This is a genomic window from Hymenobacter sp. BT559 (genome assembly GCF_016427535.1).
Taxonomy (GTDB): Bacteria; Bacteroidota; Bacteroidia; order Cytophagales; family Hymenobacteraceae; genus Hymenobacter.
This window is the reverse complement of the sequence record NZ_JAELXV010000003.1, coordinates 211,919-227,337: the sequence shown is the minus strand read 5'-3', so window position 1 is coordinate 227,337 and position 15,419 is coordinate 211,919. Positions and strand designations below refer to the sequence as shown.

General features: G+C 60.5%; 12 protein-coding genes. 8 read left to right on the top strand and 4 right to left on the bottom strand.

All coding sequences use genetic code 11. From position 1 onward, the window contains the following. Window positions 1-59: 59 nt before the first annotated feature. The gene (locus tag JAO77_RS11795; RefSeq protein ID WP_198990580.1) at window positions 60-776 is read left to right on the top strand and encodes a DUF4328 domain-containing protein; all 717 of its coding nucleotides are present in this window, start codon (window positions 60-62) and stop codon (window positions 774-776) included. 87 nt (window positions 777-863) lie between these two features. Here the strand turns inward: JAO77_RS11795 and JAO77_RS11790 are convergent, their stop codons facing one another. Further along, window positions 864-1,730, bottom strand: a complete 867-nt coding sequence (locus JAO77_RS11790; protein WP_198990579.1) for an LOG family protein — start codon at window positions 1,728-1,730, stop codon at window positions 864-866. A 137-nt stretch (window positions 1,731-1,867) separates the two neighbouring features. Continuing rightward, window positions 1,868-3,130, bottom strand: coding sequence for an ABC transporter permease (locus JAO77_RS11785; RefSeq protein ID WP_198991073.1), 1,263 nt, complete (start codon window positions 3,128-3,130; stop codon window positions 1,868-1,870). A 129-nt stretch (window positions 3,131-3,259) separates the two neighbouring features. Here JAO77_RS11785 and queA point away from each other — a divergent pair, with 129 nt between their 5' ends. Together queA and JAO77_RS11775 are read left to right on the top strand one after the other, a co-directional pair. Then, window positions 3,260-4,309, top strand: coding sequence for a tRNA preQ1(34) S-adenosylmethionine ribosyltransferase-isomerase QueA (gene queA / locus JAO77_RS11780; RefSeq protein ID WP_198990578.1), 1,050 nt, complete (start codon window positions 3,260-3,262; stop codon window positions 4,307-4,309). A 119-nt stretch (window positions 4,310-4,428) separates the two neighbouring features. Then, on the top strand, window positions 4,429-5,148 hold the full coding sequence (locus tag JAO77_RS11775) for a 2-C-methyl-D-erythritol 4-phosphate cytidylyltransferase (protein ID WP_198990577.1): 720 nt from the start codon (window positions 4,429-4,431) through the stop codon (window positions 5,146-5,148). 169 nt (window positions 5,149-5,317) lie between these two features. Here the strand turns inward: JAO77_RS11775 and JAO77_RS11770 are convergent, their stop codons facing one another. Next, window positions 5,318-6,175: a hypothetical protein gene (locus tag JAO77_RS11770; RefSeq protein WP_198990576.1), complete on the bottom strand. Its 858-nt coding sequence runs from the start codon at window positions 6,173-6,175 to the stop codon at window positions 5,318-5,320. A 199-nt stretch (window positions 6,176-6,374) separates the two neighbouring features. Between JAO77_RS11770 and JAO77_RS11765 the strand changes: the two genes are divergently transcribed. The 5 genes from JAO77_RS11765 (at window position 6,375) to JAO77_RS11745 (ending at window position 14,948) form a co-directional block, all read left to right on the top strand. After that, window positions 6,375-7,043, top strand: coding sequence for a DUF4142 domain-containing protein (locus JAO77_RS11765; RefSeq protein WP_198990575.1), 669 nt, complete (start codon window positions 6,375-6,377; stop codon window positions 7,041-7,043). Window positions 7,044-7,101: 58 nt separating this feature from the next. Further along, window positions 7,102-7,716 (top strand): DUF4142 domain-containing protein, encoded by a 615-nt coding sequence (locus tag JAO77_RS11760; protein WP_198990574.1) that lies wholly within the window; start codon window positions 7,102-7,104, stop codon window positions 7,714-7,716. Between the two features lie 369 nt (window positions 7,717-8,085). Then, entirely contained in the window at window positions 8,086-13,404 is a 5,319-nt protein-coding gene (locus JAO77_RS11755) for a hypothetical protein (protein ID WP_198990573.1), read from the top strand. A gap of 162 nt (window positions 13,405-13,566) precedes the next feature. Then, the gene (locus tag JAO77_RS11750) at window positions 13,567-14,208 is read left to right on the top strand and encodes a sulfite oxidase-like oxidoreductase (protein ID WP_198990572.1); all 642 of its coding nucleotides are present in this window, start codon (window positions 13,567-13,569) and stop codon (window positions 14,206-14,208) included. After that, on the top strand, window positions 14,205-14,948 hold the full coding sequence (locus tag JAO77_RS11745; RefSeq protein WP_198990571.1) for a ferredoxin reductase: 744 nt from the start codon (window positions 14,205-14,207) through the stop codon (window positions 14,946-14,948). Before JAO77_RS11750 ends, JAO77_RS11745 begins: the two co-directional genes overlap by 4 nt. A 134-nt stretch (window positions 14,949-15,082) precedes the next feature. Here JAO77_RS11745 and JAO77_RS11740 read toward each other — a convergent pair whose 3' ends face one another. Next, window positions 15,083-15,415 carry a hypothetical protein gene (locus JAO77_RS11740; RefSeq protein WP_198990570.1) on the bottom strand — a complete coding sequence of 111 codons (333 nt, stop codon included), beginning with the start codon at window positions 15,413-15,415 and terminating at the stop codon, window positions 15,083-15,085. Window positions 15,416-15,419: the final 4 nt, after the last annotated feature.

Here is a 15,419-nt window from a genome sequence, read left to right as displayed (position 1 = left end):
ACTAACAGCCAGCTTATGTTTGTACCAAACCTATTTAACTCAGCCTATTCAACAACTTTATGCTTCGCGATAACAAAGAGCGCGCCCGCGTGGCTCGCCTCATCTTCTTGATTTTTGCGCTCGTGTCGGGCGCCCTGGCCACGTTATGCTTCATAGGCCTCGGCCTGCCCGATTGGGACGATGCCGTGGCTGGCACCGCGTCTATGCTCACTACCGGGCTATACTACCTGTATCTGGCTCTCACGCTGACCGAGCTCGTCTTCTTGGTGGGTAGCTACATTGCACTAATCATGTGGTTTCGGCGGGCTTATTTCAACTTGCATCAGGTTCCCACTATTCGCCCGGAGCACTCCGAGGGGTGGGCGGCCGGCGCCTGGTTTGTGCCTTTCCTCAACTTTGTGCGGCCTTACACCATCATGAAGGAAGTGTGGCAAGACACGCAGCGCGCTGCCTGGGGCCGCATTGTGCAGCCCTCCAACATCCTAGGGTGGTGGTGGGCAGCCTTTGTGCTGAAGATGATTATGGGCCGCATCACCTCTAAAATGGGTGGTAATGACTCGGATGGTATCGCCCAAGCCAACCTATTGCCCGCCCTACTCGATGCGGGGGCGCAGCTACTAGCCGCAGCTTTTACCTGGTACATTATTGGGCGCGTCGTTGTTTTTGAAGACGAGCTAGCCATGCGCCAGCAAGTAAACCAGCTGGGCCGGCCCATCGCGCTTCCCGTGGCTCACCAAACCGACCAGTCGGACTACGCATTAGAAGAAGGCTACTGAAACCTCGTCCGCTAGCCTGAAAACTCAAACGGCCGGCCCGGTGCACGTTGCACTGGGCCGGCCGCTTGGCTGCTGAATAGTGAATACCTAGAAGTTGGGCGACAGCGAGTACTTGTGGTAGAAGTCGTCGATGATTTTGACGGCTTCGCTGGCGTCGTCTACTATTTGCACGAGGTCCATGTCCTCAGGCGAGATATTGCGCTCCTCGCCCAGCATTACGTTCTGAATCCAGTCGAAGAGGCCGCCCCAGTAGGCCGAGCCTACCAGCACAATGGGGAAGCGCCCAATTTTCTTGGTCTGAATCAGCGTAAGAGCCTCAAACAGCTCGTCGATGGTGCCGAAGCCGCCAGGCATGCCCACGAAGGCCTGCGCATACTTCACAAACATAACCTTGCGCACGAAAAAGTAATCGAAGTCGATGCACTTGTCCGAGTCGATGTAGATGTTGTGCGTTTGCTCGAAGGGCAACTCAATGTTGAGGCCCACCGACTTGCCGCCCTCGGCGCGGGCACCTTTGTTGCCGGCTTCCATAATGCCGGGGCCGCCGCCCGTGATGACGCCGTAACCGTGGCGCACCAGCTTGGAGGCGATTTCCTCGGCCAGCTGATAGTACTGGTTGTCGGGCTTGGTGCGGGCCGAGCCGAAAATGCTCACGCATGGGCCAATCTTAGAGAGCTTCTCGAAGCCCTCCACAAACTCGGCCATCACTTTGAAAATCTGCCAGCTATCGGCAATTTTAATCTCGTTCCAGTCTTTATCAACAAAGGCTTTGCGGATGCGCTGCTCGTCGGGGTCGGGGCTTGTCTTGGGCATATTGCCCGTCTGCTGGCGCAGTTCGGTAATGCTCGTCAGCTTGTTGTCGTTGACGTTGGGCTGCACGATGGTCTTGCCCGAGCCAGCGTTCAGGTTGTCGTCGGCTAGCTTGGTTTTGCTGGTTTTCTTCAGTTTGGACATATTGCCAGGGTGGGGAAAAAACGAAACCGCCCCAGCTCAGCAAGCGGGGCGGCCACAAGGGGGCGAATATAAGAGCCCAAGGAGTAACAAGCATTTTGCGGGCCCTATCGTTCCGCGCCCGCCATATTATGCCTGCGCTACTTGGCCCGAATGGCGATAACCGGGTCGAGGTTGGCGGCCAGCACGGCCGGCACGATACCCGCCACCACGCCAATGCCGATTGACACCAACAGCCCTAGGGTAATGTTGCCGGGGCTGAGGAACAGCGTGAGGTCGCCGAGCGGAATGAACGTGACGAGCCACACCAAGAAAATGCCCGCCGCGCCACCTAGGAGGCAAAGAAACACGGCCTCGAACAGAAACTGGAACAGGATAAAGTAGTTCTTGGCCCCCAGCGACTTCTGAATGCCAATGATATTGGTGCGCTCGCGCACCGACACAAACATGATGTTGGCAATACCAAAGCCGCCCACCAGCATCGCAAACGACCCAATAACGGCCCCTGCCAAGCCAATGACGCTGAAGAGCTTGGTAATGAGCGAGGCTATCATCTCGGGCCGGTTCAGGGCAAAGTTGTCTTCCTCGCGGGGCTTGAGGCCGCGGATGGTGCGCATGGCGCCCTGCATCTCAGCCTCTAGGCTGAGCAGGCCGGGGTCGGTATCAACCCCCTTCACGCCAATGTTGGGCGAAGGGCCGCTCATGCCGGTGCTGCTGAGGGCAAAGATGCCGGCGAAGGTGTTGTAAGGAATAAGGCAGTTGGCATCGTTGCTGGGGGCACCTAGGAGGTTTTTACCCTCCTTTTTCAGCACGCCAATCACGGTAAAGTGGCGGCCGTGGGTTTTAAAGTCCTGCCCCACGGGGTCGATGCCGGGGTAGAGATTCTCAGCAATGGTGGCCCCGATGATGGCCACTGGCCGGCCACCATCAACTTCTTGCAGCGTAAAGTAGCGGCCTTGCTCTACGGGTACGCTCGATACGTTGCGGTAGTCGTAGCTCACCCCTTGCAGAGCGCAGTCAGTCACCGAGTTAGAGCCAGCCTTGAAGGTGTTGCCGCTCTTGCTCACGAAGATGGCCACGCCCTTGTTGCCGCCGGGCGTTAGCATGCGTTCGAGCTGCCGAAACTCGCGAGCCGTGGGCACCGGGCGGTTGAAATACTTCCACCAAGGTTGGTTGGGCTCAAATACCCAGGGCCACTTGCCCACGTACACCACCTTATCGCCCATGAAACTCATGCTTTGGCGCACGTTAGTCTCCAGCGAATCGACTATCATGAAGACGGCAATGATGGCAAAAATGCCCACCGTGACCCCTAGGAGCGACAAAATGGTGCGCAACAGGTTAGACCGCAGCGCCTGCCAGGCAAAGACAAAACTCTCGAACGTGAGGCGTAGGGCGAGCAGCATAAGCGGAGCAGAAAAGGCAAGTAGCAGATAAGCAGCGCAAAGGTATTCGGAATCTCAAAACAAACGCGTACCTTTGCCCGCCCAAATTTTTGGTAACTTCCCCCTAGTACGTCCCACTACATGGCGATGAAACTGCACGAGTTCAAATTTGAACTCCCCGAAGAGCTGATTGCTTCGCATCCGGCCCGGCACCGCGACGAGTCGCGCCTGATGGTCGTAAACCGCGCCACCGGCCAGTTCGAGCACCGGATGTTCAAAGATATTCTCGAATACTTCAACGAAGGTGATGTATTCGTTTTTAATGATACTAAAGTATTTCCGGCCCGCATGTACGGCCAGAAAGAGCGCACGGGTGCTCAGATAGAAGTGTTCTTGCTGCGCGAGCTGAACAAGGAGCTGCGCTTGTGGGATGTGCTGGTAGACCCGGCCCGCAAAATCCGGGTGGGCAACAAGCTCTACTTCGGCGACTCCGACATCGTGGCTGAAGTTATTGACAACACCACGTCGCGCGGCCGCACCATCAAGTTCTTGTTCGACGGCACCGACGAGGAGTTCCGCAAGGCTCTTTACGAGCTGGGCGAAACGCCCGTGCCCAAGGACGTGCTGAAGCGCGAAACCGAGGAAGGCGACAAAGAGCGCTACCAAACCATTTTTGCCGAGAACATCGGTGCCGTAGCTGCCCCCGCAGCCGGCCTGCACTTCTCGCGCGAGGTGATGAAGCGCATGGAAATCAAAGGTGTAGAGAAGGCTTTCATCACGATGCACGTAGGCCTAGGTACCTACCGCAACGTAGATGTGGAAGACCTGACCAAGCACAAGATGGACTCGGAGCAGTTCTTCGTGAATGCCGAGGCCGCCCAGATTATTAACAAGTCGATAGACGCCAAAAAGCAAGTGTGCGCCATTGGCACCACCACCATGCGCGCCCTCGATGCCTCGGTATCGGCCAGCAGCCGCGTGAAGGTGACTCAGGGCTGGAACGACAAGTTCATCTACCCGCCCTACGACTTCAAAATCGCTAACTCGCTGCTCACCAACTTCCACCTGCCCGAAAGCACGCTCGTGATGATGGCTTCGGCCTTTGCGGGCTACAAGCTGCTGATGGCGGCCTACGAGGAAGCTATCAAGGAGAAGTACCGCTTCTTCGCCTACGGCGACGCGATGCTCATCCTCTAAAATAGCGGCTTGTCATTGCGAGCGTAACGAAGTGGAGCGTGGCAATCTTTCCTTTGTCGTTGGATTAGTAACTCCAGCGTGAAGGAAAGATTGCCACGCTTCACTTCGTTACGCTCGCAATGACAAACGTTTTTTTACCCGATAGCTCTAGCACTTCTACTCCCCCGCTACGCTACGCCATTCTGGTGGCCGGGGGCAGTGGGCTGCGCATGGGCGCCGACCGCCCCAAGCAGTTTTTGCTGCTGCACGGCGAGCCGGTACTGCTGCACACGTTGCGGCGCTTCGCCGACCCGGCCCTAGGGGTAGTGCAGACCATCGTGGTGCTGCCCGCCGACCAACTGGCCTACTGGCAGGCGCTAGCCGCCGAATACGCTGACACGCCGCCACACACGGTAGTGGCAGGTGGCGAAACTCGCTGGGCCTCGGTAAAGGCTGGGCTAGCGGCCCTGCCTGCCGCGCCCCCCACCGGGGCGCTGGTGGCCGTGCATGACGGCGTGCGCCCCCTAGTACCCACGAGCGTGGTAGAGGCCACGTACACGGCCGCCGCTGTGCACCAGGCTGCGGCAGCCGCCGTGCCGCCCAAAGACTCGGTGCGTATGCTGGCCGCCGCGGGTTCGTCGCCGCTCGACCGGCGCCGCCTGCGCCTGATGCAAACGCCCCAAACCTTTGACCTCGACTTGCTGCGCCGCGCCTACCGCCTGCCCGAGCTGCCCACCTTCACCGACGACGCTAGCGTAGTCGACGACCTGCACCCCGTGCAGCTGGTAGAGGGCGACTACCGCAACCTTAAGATTACCACCCCCGAAGACCTGCTGCTGGCCGAGGCGCTACTTGTCTGAACCGCGGATTCGTCGAATTTATCGGATTACTCAGATTTTGTAGGCGATACCTTTCGCTCCTTACCAAAATAAAAAAGGCTGCCCTAGGGCAGCCTTTTTTGATACCACAGACCACAACAAGCGTCGCCTGCAAAATCTGAATAATCCGACAAATCCGCGATTCAGATAATTAGCGCAGGTGAATTGTATAAGTGCGCCCGTTCGACGCGACGGAGGCGACGTTATCACAGGCCTGGGTGCCGGTGGGGTCGTAGTTGAGCAGCATTGCTTTGCCGTTAGTATTAGTGAGCTCGATGGTGCCCGCCACGAAGTGCCGGGCACAGCCCACGGCAAACTTCTTAACTAAGGGCTGCTGAATAGTAGCCGTATAGTCGATGCCGCGGCGATTTGTACCCATAAGCGAGCCCGTGATACTGTAAGCATCGTCGAGAATGCTAGGGGTACCAAAACCCGCCGTGCGAGTGTAGCGGCGCTGCGACGACCACGAGGTAGTACCCCCGCCATTGGCGAAGAGGATGCTAGCGTTTTGCACTGCCAGGTCGAAAGAACCACCACCTAGGTTGGTGATGATGCGAGTGCCTAGGTGCTGGTTATCATTCACAAAGTAGCCGGTGCGGTTGATGGTAACCACGGCACCCGCCTGGCGATAAGGACCGCTAAACACGGCCGTGATAACGCCGCGGCGGTAGCGCCCATCGGGGCACAGGCAGTTGGTGGGGCCAAAGTTGAGGGTGAGCGTGCGCGTAGCGGCGTCGTAGGTGCGAGTGGCGCAGGGCGGCAACAGGCGGGCCAGTTCGGCGGCACCGACTACGGTAGCGCTGGCCGAGGCTGTAGCATCCTGCGGGGCAGCTGCTTCTATTAAGTCGCTGGTAGCGGCGTTTTCCTCGTCGCCCAGGCCCGCGTCTTGGGCCGAAACCACGTCGTCGGTTGCGGTGATTTCAGTGTTCTTTTTGCAACTGGCGGTAAGGAGCAGCCCGCCCGCCAGGGCTACACTGGCGGCGGCGTGCCGAGTAGTAGTGAAACGCATAGAAAAAAGGTGAGAAGGTGAGGTCTGTAAGAGGCCAGACCGCCTTAGTGGTTTAACCTAGGGGCGAAGAATAGCCTCAGCTTTTGCGGCCAAGCGGCTTTGACTATCAAGAGATAACAAATTCAATATACTCATAATCAAAACATTATAAATAAGCCCGCGTAAACTGTGCCTCCAACCTACTTTTTAACTCTCCGATATGAAACGCTTGATTCTTCCCCTGCTCGGTGCTGGCCTGCTGGCCCTGAATGCATGCAGCTCAACCGACTCGTCGACTAGCGACACGGCCACCACAGGCACTAGCACCGAAGCCAATGCCTCCGCTACCACCGACACGACCGGCGCAGCCGCTACCTCGGCCCCGGGCGACAGCAGCTCGGCTATGCAGGGAGGCGGCGGTATGGCCAAGGCTGACCCCAGCGGCCCCACCGCCCCCCACGCCGACGACAAAGAGTTTATGATGTCGGCCGCTCACAGCGACCAGAACGAGATTCAGCTCAGCAAGATGGCCCTGACCAAGGACGTGTCGGCCGATGCAAAGGCGCTGGCTAATAAGATGATAGCCGACCACACCAAAAGCACGGCTAACCTGAAGCCCATTGCGGCCAAGGCCGGCGTGACGCTGCCCGCCGACATGGACGCCGAACACAAAGCGCTGGCCCCTACCATGGCCAAGCTGACGGGCAAAGAGTTTGAAACCAAGTACTTGGCCCAAATGGTGACCGACCACCAGAAGACGGCTAACACACTAGCTGCTCACAAGACCATGACCAAAAACACGGCGCTCAGCGGCTGGATTACTACCACCCTGCCCGTAGTAGAAGAGCACTTGAGCATGTCGCACAAGGACTCGGACATGAAGATGTAAGTATGCCCTAGGGTAGCTTTTTAGACGCTCAACTGACCATAAGCTGTTAAGCTTCGCTATGAAAAGTATTTTAGTAATGCTCTGCGGAACAGTCTCGTTGCTTGGTGCAGCGAGCTGTTCCTCCAAGCCCGACTCGGTAGAGCAGGCGCAGGAGGCCAATAATGCTAAGCAAGGCATCACCGACGCTGACACGACCGTGACTACCGCCAAGGGAGTGGGTGGTGAGCAGCGCCCGGCCTTCGACTCGGAGTTTATGACCAAGGCCGCCAGCGGCGGCATGCTCGAAGTGCAGCTAGGCCAGCAAGTAGCCCAAAAAGCTACCACGCCCGAGGCCAAGCAGTTTGCCCAGCAAATGGTAACCGACCACACCAAAGCCAACGAAGAGCTAAAGGCGCTGGCGGCTCAGAAGAACATCACGCTGCCTACCACGCTCGGCAAAGACCAGCAAAAGGTATACGACGAGGTGCTGGCTGAGAAGGGCGCCGAACTGGACAAGAAATACGTGAGCGCTATGCTCACCGACCACCAGGAGGACATAAAAGAGTATCAGGGGGCCGTGACCACCGCCAACGATGCAGATATTAAAACATTTGCGCAGAAGAACCTACCAGTTCTTCAGATGCACCTAGGCATGCTCCAAAAAATGCAGCCGGTGATAGAAGCTAAAAAGTAAGCTACTGCGCATCTGCGCACTTTTTAAAGCCGCCTTGGGGTAAACCCAGGGCGGCTTTTGCGTTTGATGACTTTTATTTTTTAAATAAAAGCCAATTTGTTGTATTTCAAACAAATAAAATGAAATTAGCTCAAAAAGTCAGCTACTGAAAACGTACATAATTCGGGCATAATACTATTAAGAGCACGCTTAATGGAACTTTATTGAGATGGGCTAAAGCACTCATTTTGCATCGGCCCTGTATTTGTAATACCCAAAGTCCAAGCAGTTTAGTTGGTCGCCTTTGCGCCGCTAGTAGCCTGCGCCAGACCCTTTTCACCACCTGATTATCCTAGCGCGAGCTAGGTAGTCACTAATGCTGTCTGGCCTATGGGTATATTTCTGCTTGCGCTATTACTTGGCGCCCTGTTTCTAGCCATCCGCGTCTGGAACCTTCCGGACCGGCTAGATGACCTTCAAGACGAGCTGGCCCGGCGTAATGCCGAGCACACCAAGCTCCGCACCGAGCTGCTACAGCTGCGCGACCAGTTTGCACAGTTCCGGGAAGTCAGCTTGGCCCCCGTAGCCAGCCCCCCCGCCCCCACCGAGCCAGTCGTAGTGCCAACCGCAGCGAGTAGCTGGGCCTGGCAACCAGCGGCTACCCCAGCGCCAGCGCAGCCTCTAGCGGCACCCGAGCCAATTGCGCCGGCCCCAGTTACAGCGCCGGAAGAGCTTGCGCCAGTTATTGCGGCTACCGAAGCTCCCGCGCCAATCCTACCAGCGGCAGAGCCGGCACCGGCTGTGGAAACGCCCCAAGAAGAACCGCTCTTCGTTGCGGAGCCCGCACCTGCTACCTCACTTACGCCCGAGTGGGATATAACGCCCGCCGCCACGCCCGAGCCCACGCCCCTAGGTGAGCCAGTACCCGCACCTACGCTTGATGCGGAGCCTATTCAGGAAGTTGAAGCTACCGCCCTAGTGGAACCAGAGGCAGAAGAAGCCTTGACCGCTGAGCCTGCAACAATAGCCGAACCTAGCCCCAGCGCTGAGCCTGAGCCAGCAGCAATCCCCGAAGTTGTAGAAGAGCCCGAGGCTGCTTCTACACCAGCTGAAGAGCCTGCCCACGCCTGGGCGCCACCTCGCCCGCTGAGCCCGTCCACCCCGCCGCCCCCTCACCAGCCGGTGCTGCCGCGGCGACCCGTGCCCCAGCCCACGCCTGCTGGCCCTACTTGGTGGGAGCGCGCCTCGACGGTACTGCTCGAAAACTGGACGGGCATTCTAGGAGCAGTGGTGCTGGTGACGGGCGTCGGCTTTTTGGGGATTTATGCGGCGCTGCGGGTGTCGCCCCAGCTGCGGTTCCTGATGATTTGCGCCTTTGCGGCGGGCTTGCTGGGCGCGCGGGTTGCGCTGCGCGACAAGGCTTTTGCCAAGAAACTGAATGCCTGGCTGACGAGCAGTGCGGCGGCTATTTTCCTGTTTGCCTGCGTGGGCGCGGTGAGCATAGAGGGGCTGCGCTGGGTTACGGCGCCATTCGACCAATTATTGCTGCTAGCGGGCGTGAGCGCCAACCTCTACCTAGCCTGGCGCACCAGCCGCCAGGAGGTAGCCACCCTACACGGCGTGCTGAGCCTGGTGTCGCTGGCAGTGCTACCACCCGCGGCCCTTACCCTAGGTGCGGCGGCGGGCGTCACGGCCTTCAGCATTGCCATTACCTACCGGCAGCTCTGGAAATACCAGCTGCTGCTGAGCATTGTTAGCTTCTTTGTTTTTCATCTCTACTGGCACCAGTCGCTACCCGCCCTCCCTAACGCACTGCGCTTGACGGCTATGGCGCTGGTGCTACTAGTGGGCGGTGCGGCGGCAGTGGTGCAATACCGCCGCGTGTATGCGCAGCGCCGCTTCGAGCCGCTGCTTTTCACGGCCCACTTGCTGAACTGGACTTGCCTGGGTATCAATCTATATCTCTACAGCACGGGCTCGGCCTGGAAGACCATTCCGCTGGGCCTAGGGGCGGTACTTACCTTCTGGGCCGGGCGGCGGGCTAAGCAGCTGGGCATTGGCTGGCTGTTCCAAACTGATACCATTATCTCGCTTATTCTGGCCCTTGCCACGGCGCTGTCACTGCAAGGCTGGCACGCTACGCCCACGGTCATCGGGCTGTTTATGCTGCTCGAAGCCTTGTTGATAACGCTGGTAATGGCGCGGCAGGGCGAGTTGCTGGTGTATCGCGTGGCCCTGGCTGTGGCCTCGTTGGCTAGCCTAGGCCTGCTAGTAGTGGCGGGCGGCCACCTAGTCAGCAGCCCACCCGCGTCGCTGTATCGCGAGGCGCTGGTGCTAGCCTTGGCGGGCTGGGCGGGCGTGGCGTTTGTGCAGTTTATTTTGAAGCAACGCTTACTGCGCGGCGCTACCCCTGAGCAGGACCTAGGGGCTGACTATCAATCGCCGCGTTACCTCCTCAACCTGTTTGCGGGGTTGACGGGGCTGCTACAGCTGGGCGCGGGGCTGGCCCTGGCGCGCATCTTATTTAGCTGGTCGACTGCGCCCATCGGCTTGCTGCTGGGCTTAGCGGCCGCGGCATTGGCGCTGGCCACCTGGGTGCGGCGGGCCGGCCGGGCGCCGAGCTGGGTGCGCTGGCAGCAGTTGGTGCTGGCGCAGGGCCTAGTGGCGCTGGCGCTGGTCGGCCTGCACGAAACGGGGCTGATGTGGTCGGTGGTGCTATTGCTAGTTTATGCCGAAACCCTGGCGGTGGCACTGCTGCTGGCTGGGCGCGCGGCGGGCGATGCCCTACACCGGCAGCTATACCGGGCCGCGCTGGCCGAGGCCGCAATAGCTGGGCTGGCCGTACTGCTGCGGGCCGCCAGCATGTTGCCACACAGCGAGCCGACAGTGCTTTACCGCGAAATACTGCTAGTGGCGCTGGCCGGCTGGGGAAGCATAGCCTTCGCACAAGCGGCGTTCCGGTGGCCGCGACTGGCGGCGGTCAAGCCCTACCTGCCCCAATTCCTCGGTAGCGACTCAACAGTGCTTACCAATTTGGTATCGAACCCTGAAGAGCACCGAAGCCTCGTTAACTGCTTTGCGGGCCTAGGTGGGGTGCTGCAAGTGGTAGCGGGCATTGGACTAAGCCGCTTGCTTTTCGGGCCGACTACTACTTCTACTTGGCTCGTGTTGGGGCTGATTGTAGCCTTGGGGGCGATTTCGATAGGCCTAGCTACCTGGGTGCGTACGGCGGGCCGCCTACCGGGCTGGGCGCGCTGGCAGCAGCTGGTGCTGGCGCAGGGCCTAGTGGCGCTGGCGCTGGTCGGCCTGCACGAGGTGGGGCTGAGCTGGTCGTGCGTAGGCCTGTTGCTATTCGGCGAAAACCTGCTGGTAGTGCTCTTGCTGGCGGGGCGCGCAGCCTTCGACCGCCTGCACACGCTCGTGTACCGCGCCGCCCTGGCGCAGGCCCTAGGTACGGGAGTGGGGCTACTGCTAGTGGCTGCCAGCCACCTAGCCAGCGCCGGGCTAGTGGTGCTGTACCGCGACGCACTGGTACTGGCCCTGGCGGGCTGGGCCACCCTGGGCTTCGTGCAAGCGGCCGTGAAATGGCCTTTGCTTCGGGGCGTGCGGTCCTACTTGCCTGGCTACGCAGCCGCCGACCTAGACGCCTCTTTTTCGACCGAACTGGTTTCTAACCCTGAGGCCCACCTCGACTTGCTGCACAGCTTCGCGGGCTTGGCGGGAGTACTACAGGCGGGGGCCGGACTGGTATTAATCCGCTTGGTGTTTGGCTGGGCAGGCGCGCCGGTGGCTTGGCTACTGGGGGCGCTGGGGCTGCTAGCGGGTACCACGCTGGGCCTAGGGCTATGGCTACGGGCCACGCCCGCGCTACCCAAGTGGATGCGCCGCCAGCAATTAGTGCTGACCCAGTCGTTTGCCGTAATCGCTATTTTGGGTCTGCACCGGCTCGGGCTGAGCTGGCCGGGCGTACTAAGCGTGCTGTATGCCGAGAGCTTAGTGGTGGCCCTGCTACTAAGCGGCCGCGACGAAGACGACCTGCTGCATGTGCAAACCTACCTGCTAGTAGTGCAGGCGCTACTGCTACCCCTACTGGTGCGCTACACCTCTCTGGGCGCCTTAGGGCCGTGGGGCCGGGCGGCGCTGCTGGTGGGCGCCGCGCTGCTCACGCTGGGCTACCAGCTGCGTCGCTTCTATTGGCGGCGGGCGCAGGAAGACTTTGCCCGGCTAACTCTTGGGGCTAGCACGCCGCTGCCGGCCCTGGGCGTGGCCGTGGGCTGGCTGCTGCTGGGCGCGGGAGCGCTGGTAGTTGGGCAGCAGTGGGCGGCTTGGCCGGCCATGGCGCTGCTGGGCGCCTTACTCTACCTGCGGCAGCGGGTGGCATTGCCGGGCCTTTGGGCCGGGCTGATGCTGGCCGGCATGGGCTACCTAGGGCTGCAATGGCACCACGTGCTACTCCCGATTTTCCCCCACGGTGCCCGCTATAGCACTGGTTATGTGCTGCTGTACCTGCTGCCTACGCTGGCCGTACCGGTGGCGGGCCTGCTTACCTTGTGGTGGGCGGCGGGCCAGCGCTACGTGCGCTGGCCCTGGCTATACCTACTGGGCGCGCACCTAGGCGTGGCCCTACTGGTGGCCGTACCGGCCGGCCACGTTGCCTACCTAATGCTGGGTTTACTCGCGCTGGGAGGCGCTGCCTTTGGGGCGGCCCTGGCATGGCGACGCGCCCTGCCCGATGCCGCCGCCGTGGTGCGGGCCGGCCTCCCCGACCGCTACCTGCTGCACCTTGGCTACGGTGGGCTATTGGGCAGCCTGCTGCTGCAAGGCTGGCTAGTAGCGCACCACGAAGTACTATTCGGCCTGCGGGCCGATTACCTCACGGCGGGCCTGTTCGTGGCGCTGGTATCGGCCCTAGCCTTGGCGCGGCCGCCGGCTACCGAGCCGGTGTACGCTTCCTGGCAACAACTGCACCCCTGGCTGCCCGAAGTGGCGCTCCTCTTCGGCTCGGCCACGCTGCTGCACGAGGTGCGCACGCCGTGGCTGCCGCTGGTGTGGGTGGCAGTGGCTTTGCTGCTGGGCGGCGCGGCCCCGCGCCTGGCACTCCGCTTCCGGCGGCTAGGCCTGTACGGGCGGCTGTATTATTGGCTGGCGGCAGTTACGGCCAGCGCTTGCTGTTTGCGCTACATTACGCCTGCCCAGCTGCTTAGCGCCGACTGGTGGGCGCTCACGGTGGCCGTGCTGCTGTTGTTTGGCTACGTGACGCTGGCTTTGCGCCAGAGCCAGGCGCTATTCGCGCAGCTCTCGCCGGCCTGGGGCATCCTGGCCTTGCCCGCCCGCCACCGGCTAGAAAGCTGGCTGCTCTACCCCGCTTTTGTGGCGCTGGCCGTGCTGCTCATTCAGTCCTTCGACCGCTCGGTGCTGACCGTGCTGCTGATGCTACAGGTAGTGGCCGTGTTTGGCGGCAGCCTGGCACTGCGGCGGCAAGACCTACGCTACGTGGCGCTGGCTGGCCTGCTCGGCTGCATGGCGCGGCTCTTGTTCTTCGACCTGCGGCAGAGTGGCACTGTCACGCGCGCTATCGTCTTTATTATCATGGGCTTGCTGCTACTCGGCATGAACGCGCTGTATGCCCGCTTCAAAAGCCGGTTTGAGCCCGAACCGGCCGAACAACTGGACCTAGGCGAAGACGACCTGGTGGTGGACACAGAATAGGTTAAACATCTCGCCCGGCTTGGCGGTACAAGCAATAGCCTAGGGTATCCTGCTGTTTAAAAAGCCCTTGGCACGCAATAGCCAAGGGCTTTTTTTGCTTGCTTGGCAGCGCCCTAGGTTTCTCGCTTCGTCTATTTTTTTGCTTCGCTACTCACCTGCCCCATGGGAATCTTCACCAACCGCGGCTTTCAGCCCAAGCGCCAGAGCAACCACAAGCTGCCGCCTGGCCAGTACGAAACCACCGATTTTCCGGTGCTCACGGCCGGCCCCACCCCGCGCATTGCTCTCACCAACTGGGAGTTTCGACTCGAAGGCTTGGTAGAGGAGCCTGTGAAGTGGAGTTGGGAGGAGTTTAACAAACTGCCCATGCAGGACTTCAACCCCGACATTCACTGCGTCACGAAGTGGAGCAAGTTCGACACCCATTGGCGCGGCGTGAGCGTGGACACCTTGCTGGAGCACGTCAAGCTTAAGCCCGAGGCGCAGTTCGTGACTCAGTTTTGCTACGGTGGCTACACCACCAATCTACCGCTGGCCGACCTGCGCGATGGCAAGGCCTTCGTGGGCCTCGTGTACGAAGGCCAGCCGCTGGCGCCCGAGCACGGCGGCCCGGCCCGGCTAGTAGTGCCGCACCTCTACTTCTGGAAAAGCGCCAAGTGGGTGCAGGGCCTGCGCTTCACGGCCCAAGACGAGCCCGGCTTCTGGGAGCGCGGCGGCTACAGCATGTACGGCGACCCGTGGAAAGAGCAGCGCTACCGCGACGATGACGACGACCAAGCCAGCGCTGGCAGCATTCGCCTATGAGCCGCGTCGCCTGGCAGCTAGCCACCGTCAAAAGCATCCGGTCCGAGACGCCGCATGTCAAGACCTTCGTCCTCAGCCTGCCCAGCTGGACGCTCCACCTCGCCGGCCAGCACTACGACCTGCGCCTCACCGCCGAGGGCGGCTACCAGGCCGAGCGCAGCTATTCCATCGCCTCGCCCCCCGAGCAAACCGGCGAGATTGAGCTGACCGTCGAAATCATCGCCGACGGCGAGGTATCGGGCTACCTCAACGAAGGCGTGCAGGTAGGTGACCAGTTGGAGGTGCGTGGCCCCATCGGCGGCTACTTTGTGTGGCGCGGCGAGGCGGGTGCGCCGCCCCTGCTGCTGGTAGGCGGCGGCTCGGGCGTGGTGCCGCTCATGGCCATGCTGCGCCACCGCCAGCACCTAGGGCTGCGCACGCCGGCCGTGCTGCTGTTTAGCGTCCGCACGCCCGAGGAAGTTATTTACCGCGCTGAATTAGAAACAATGGCTGCGGCCGACAACAGCTTCACGCTGCTACTCGACTACACCCGCCAGGCGCCGCCCGGCTGGGCCGGCTACCACCGCCGCATCGACGCGGCGATGCTGGCCGAGGTAGTGGCGCACTTTGGCGAGGTAAAACCGCAGGCGTTTGTATGCGGCCCCACGGGCCTAGTCGAAAGCGTAGCCAACGGCTTACAGGCCGCTGGCCTGGCCCCAGAAATGATTTTGACCGAGCGGTTCGGGCCGACGGGCGGATAAGCTGATTCTCACTGCTTCCATAAAAAAGGGCAACTACTCACCTAGGTAGTTGCCCTTTTTTATTCGGTTGAAGGTAGCCTTGGCCTAGGCTCTTGTCTTCGTGCATTTGCGTGCTCTTGCAACCTACTACTAGCCTATTCCGGCTCGTCCCCGCCATTCTGAAAATACTGCCAGGCGTACCCACCTAGGTCCCCATTAGTAAGCGAGTTGCCCTCTGCATCACGCAATTCGTAGCGCGTTTGCGTGCGGCCGATAGAAGCGCTGCCTTCCAAACCAAGCAGTGTGGTGTAAAATACATTGTCCAACACGTTTTCGAGGAGTTCCTGCACCGTCAGTTGCTGCCCGTCACGCATTACAATGCGTTGCTGCGCAGCGGCGGTATCGGCCAGTGGCAAGCGGTCGAGATAAAATTGCAATAGGTCTTGCTTCTCCCGGTAAAAACCCTGTACAAACTCTTCTGTAGTCATACTT

Excerpts from the sequence above, each read along its gene's own strand:
- JAO77_RS11795 (WP_198990580.1), top strand. The coding sequence starts at position 60 with ATGCTTCGCGATAACAAAGAGCGCGCCCGCGTGGCTCGCCTCATCTTC.
- JAO77_RS11790 (WP_198990579.1), bottom strand. The coding sequence starts at position 1,730 with ATGTCCAAACTGAAGAAAACCAGCAAAACCAAGCTAGCCGACGACAAC.
- queA (WP_198990578.1), top strand. The coding sequence starts at position 3,260 with ATGAAACTGCACGAGTTCAAATTTGAACTCCCCGAAGAGCTGATTGCT.
- JAO77_RS11775 (WP_198990577.1), top strand. The coding sequence starts at position 4,429 with ATGACAAACGTTTTTTTACCCGATAGCTCTAGCACTTCTACTCCCCCG.
- JAO77_RS11770 (WP_198990576.1), bottom strand. The coding sequence starts at position 6,175 with ATGCGTTTCACTACTACTCGGCACGCCGCCGCCAGTGTAGCCCTGGCG.
- JAO77_RS11765 (WP_198990575.1), top strand. The coding sequence starts at position 6,375 with ATGAAACGCTTGATTCTTCCCCTGCTCGGTGCTGGCCTGCTGGCCCTG.
- JAO77_RS11760 (WP_198990574.1), top strand. The coding sequence starts at position 7,102 with ATGAAAAGTATTTTAGTAATGCTCTGCGGAACAGTCTCGTTGCTTGGT.
- JAO77_RS11755 (WP_198990573.1), top strand. The coding sequence starts at position 8,086 with ATGGGTATATTTCTGCTTGCGCTATTACTTGGCGCCCTGTTTCTAGCC.
- JAO77_RS11750 (WP_198990572.1), top strand. The coding sequence starts at position 13,567 with ATGGGAATCTTCACCAACCGCGGCTTTCAGCCCAAGCGCCAGAGCAAC.
- JAO77_RS11745 (WP_198990571.1), top strand. The coding sequence starts at position 14,205 with ATGAGCCGCGTCGCCTGGCAGCTAGCCACCGTCAAAAGCATCCGGTCC.
- JAO77_RS11740 (WP_198990570.1), bottom strand. The coding sequence starts at position 15,415 with ATGACTACAGAAGAGTTTGTACAGGGTTTTTACCGGGAGAAGCAAGAC.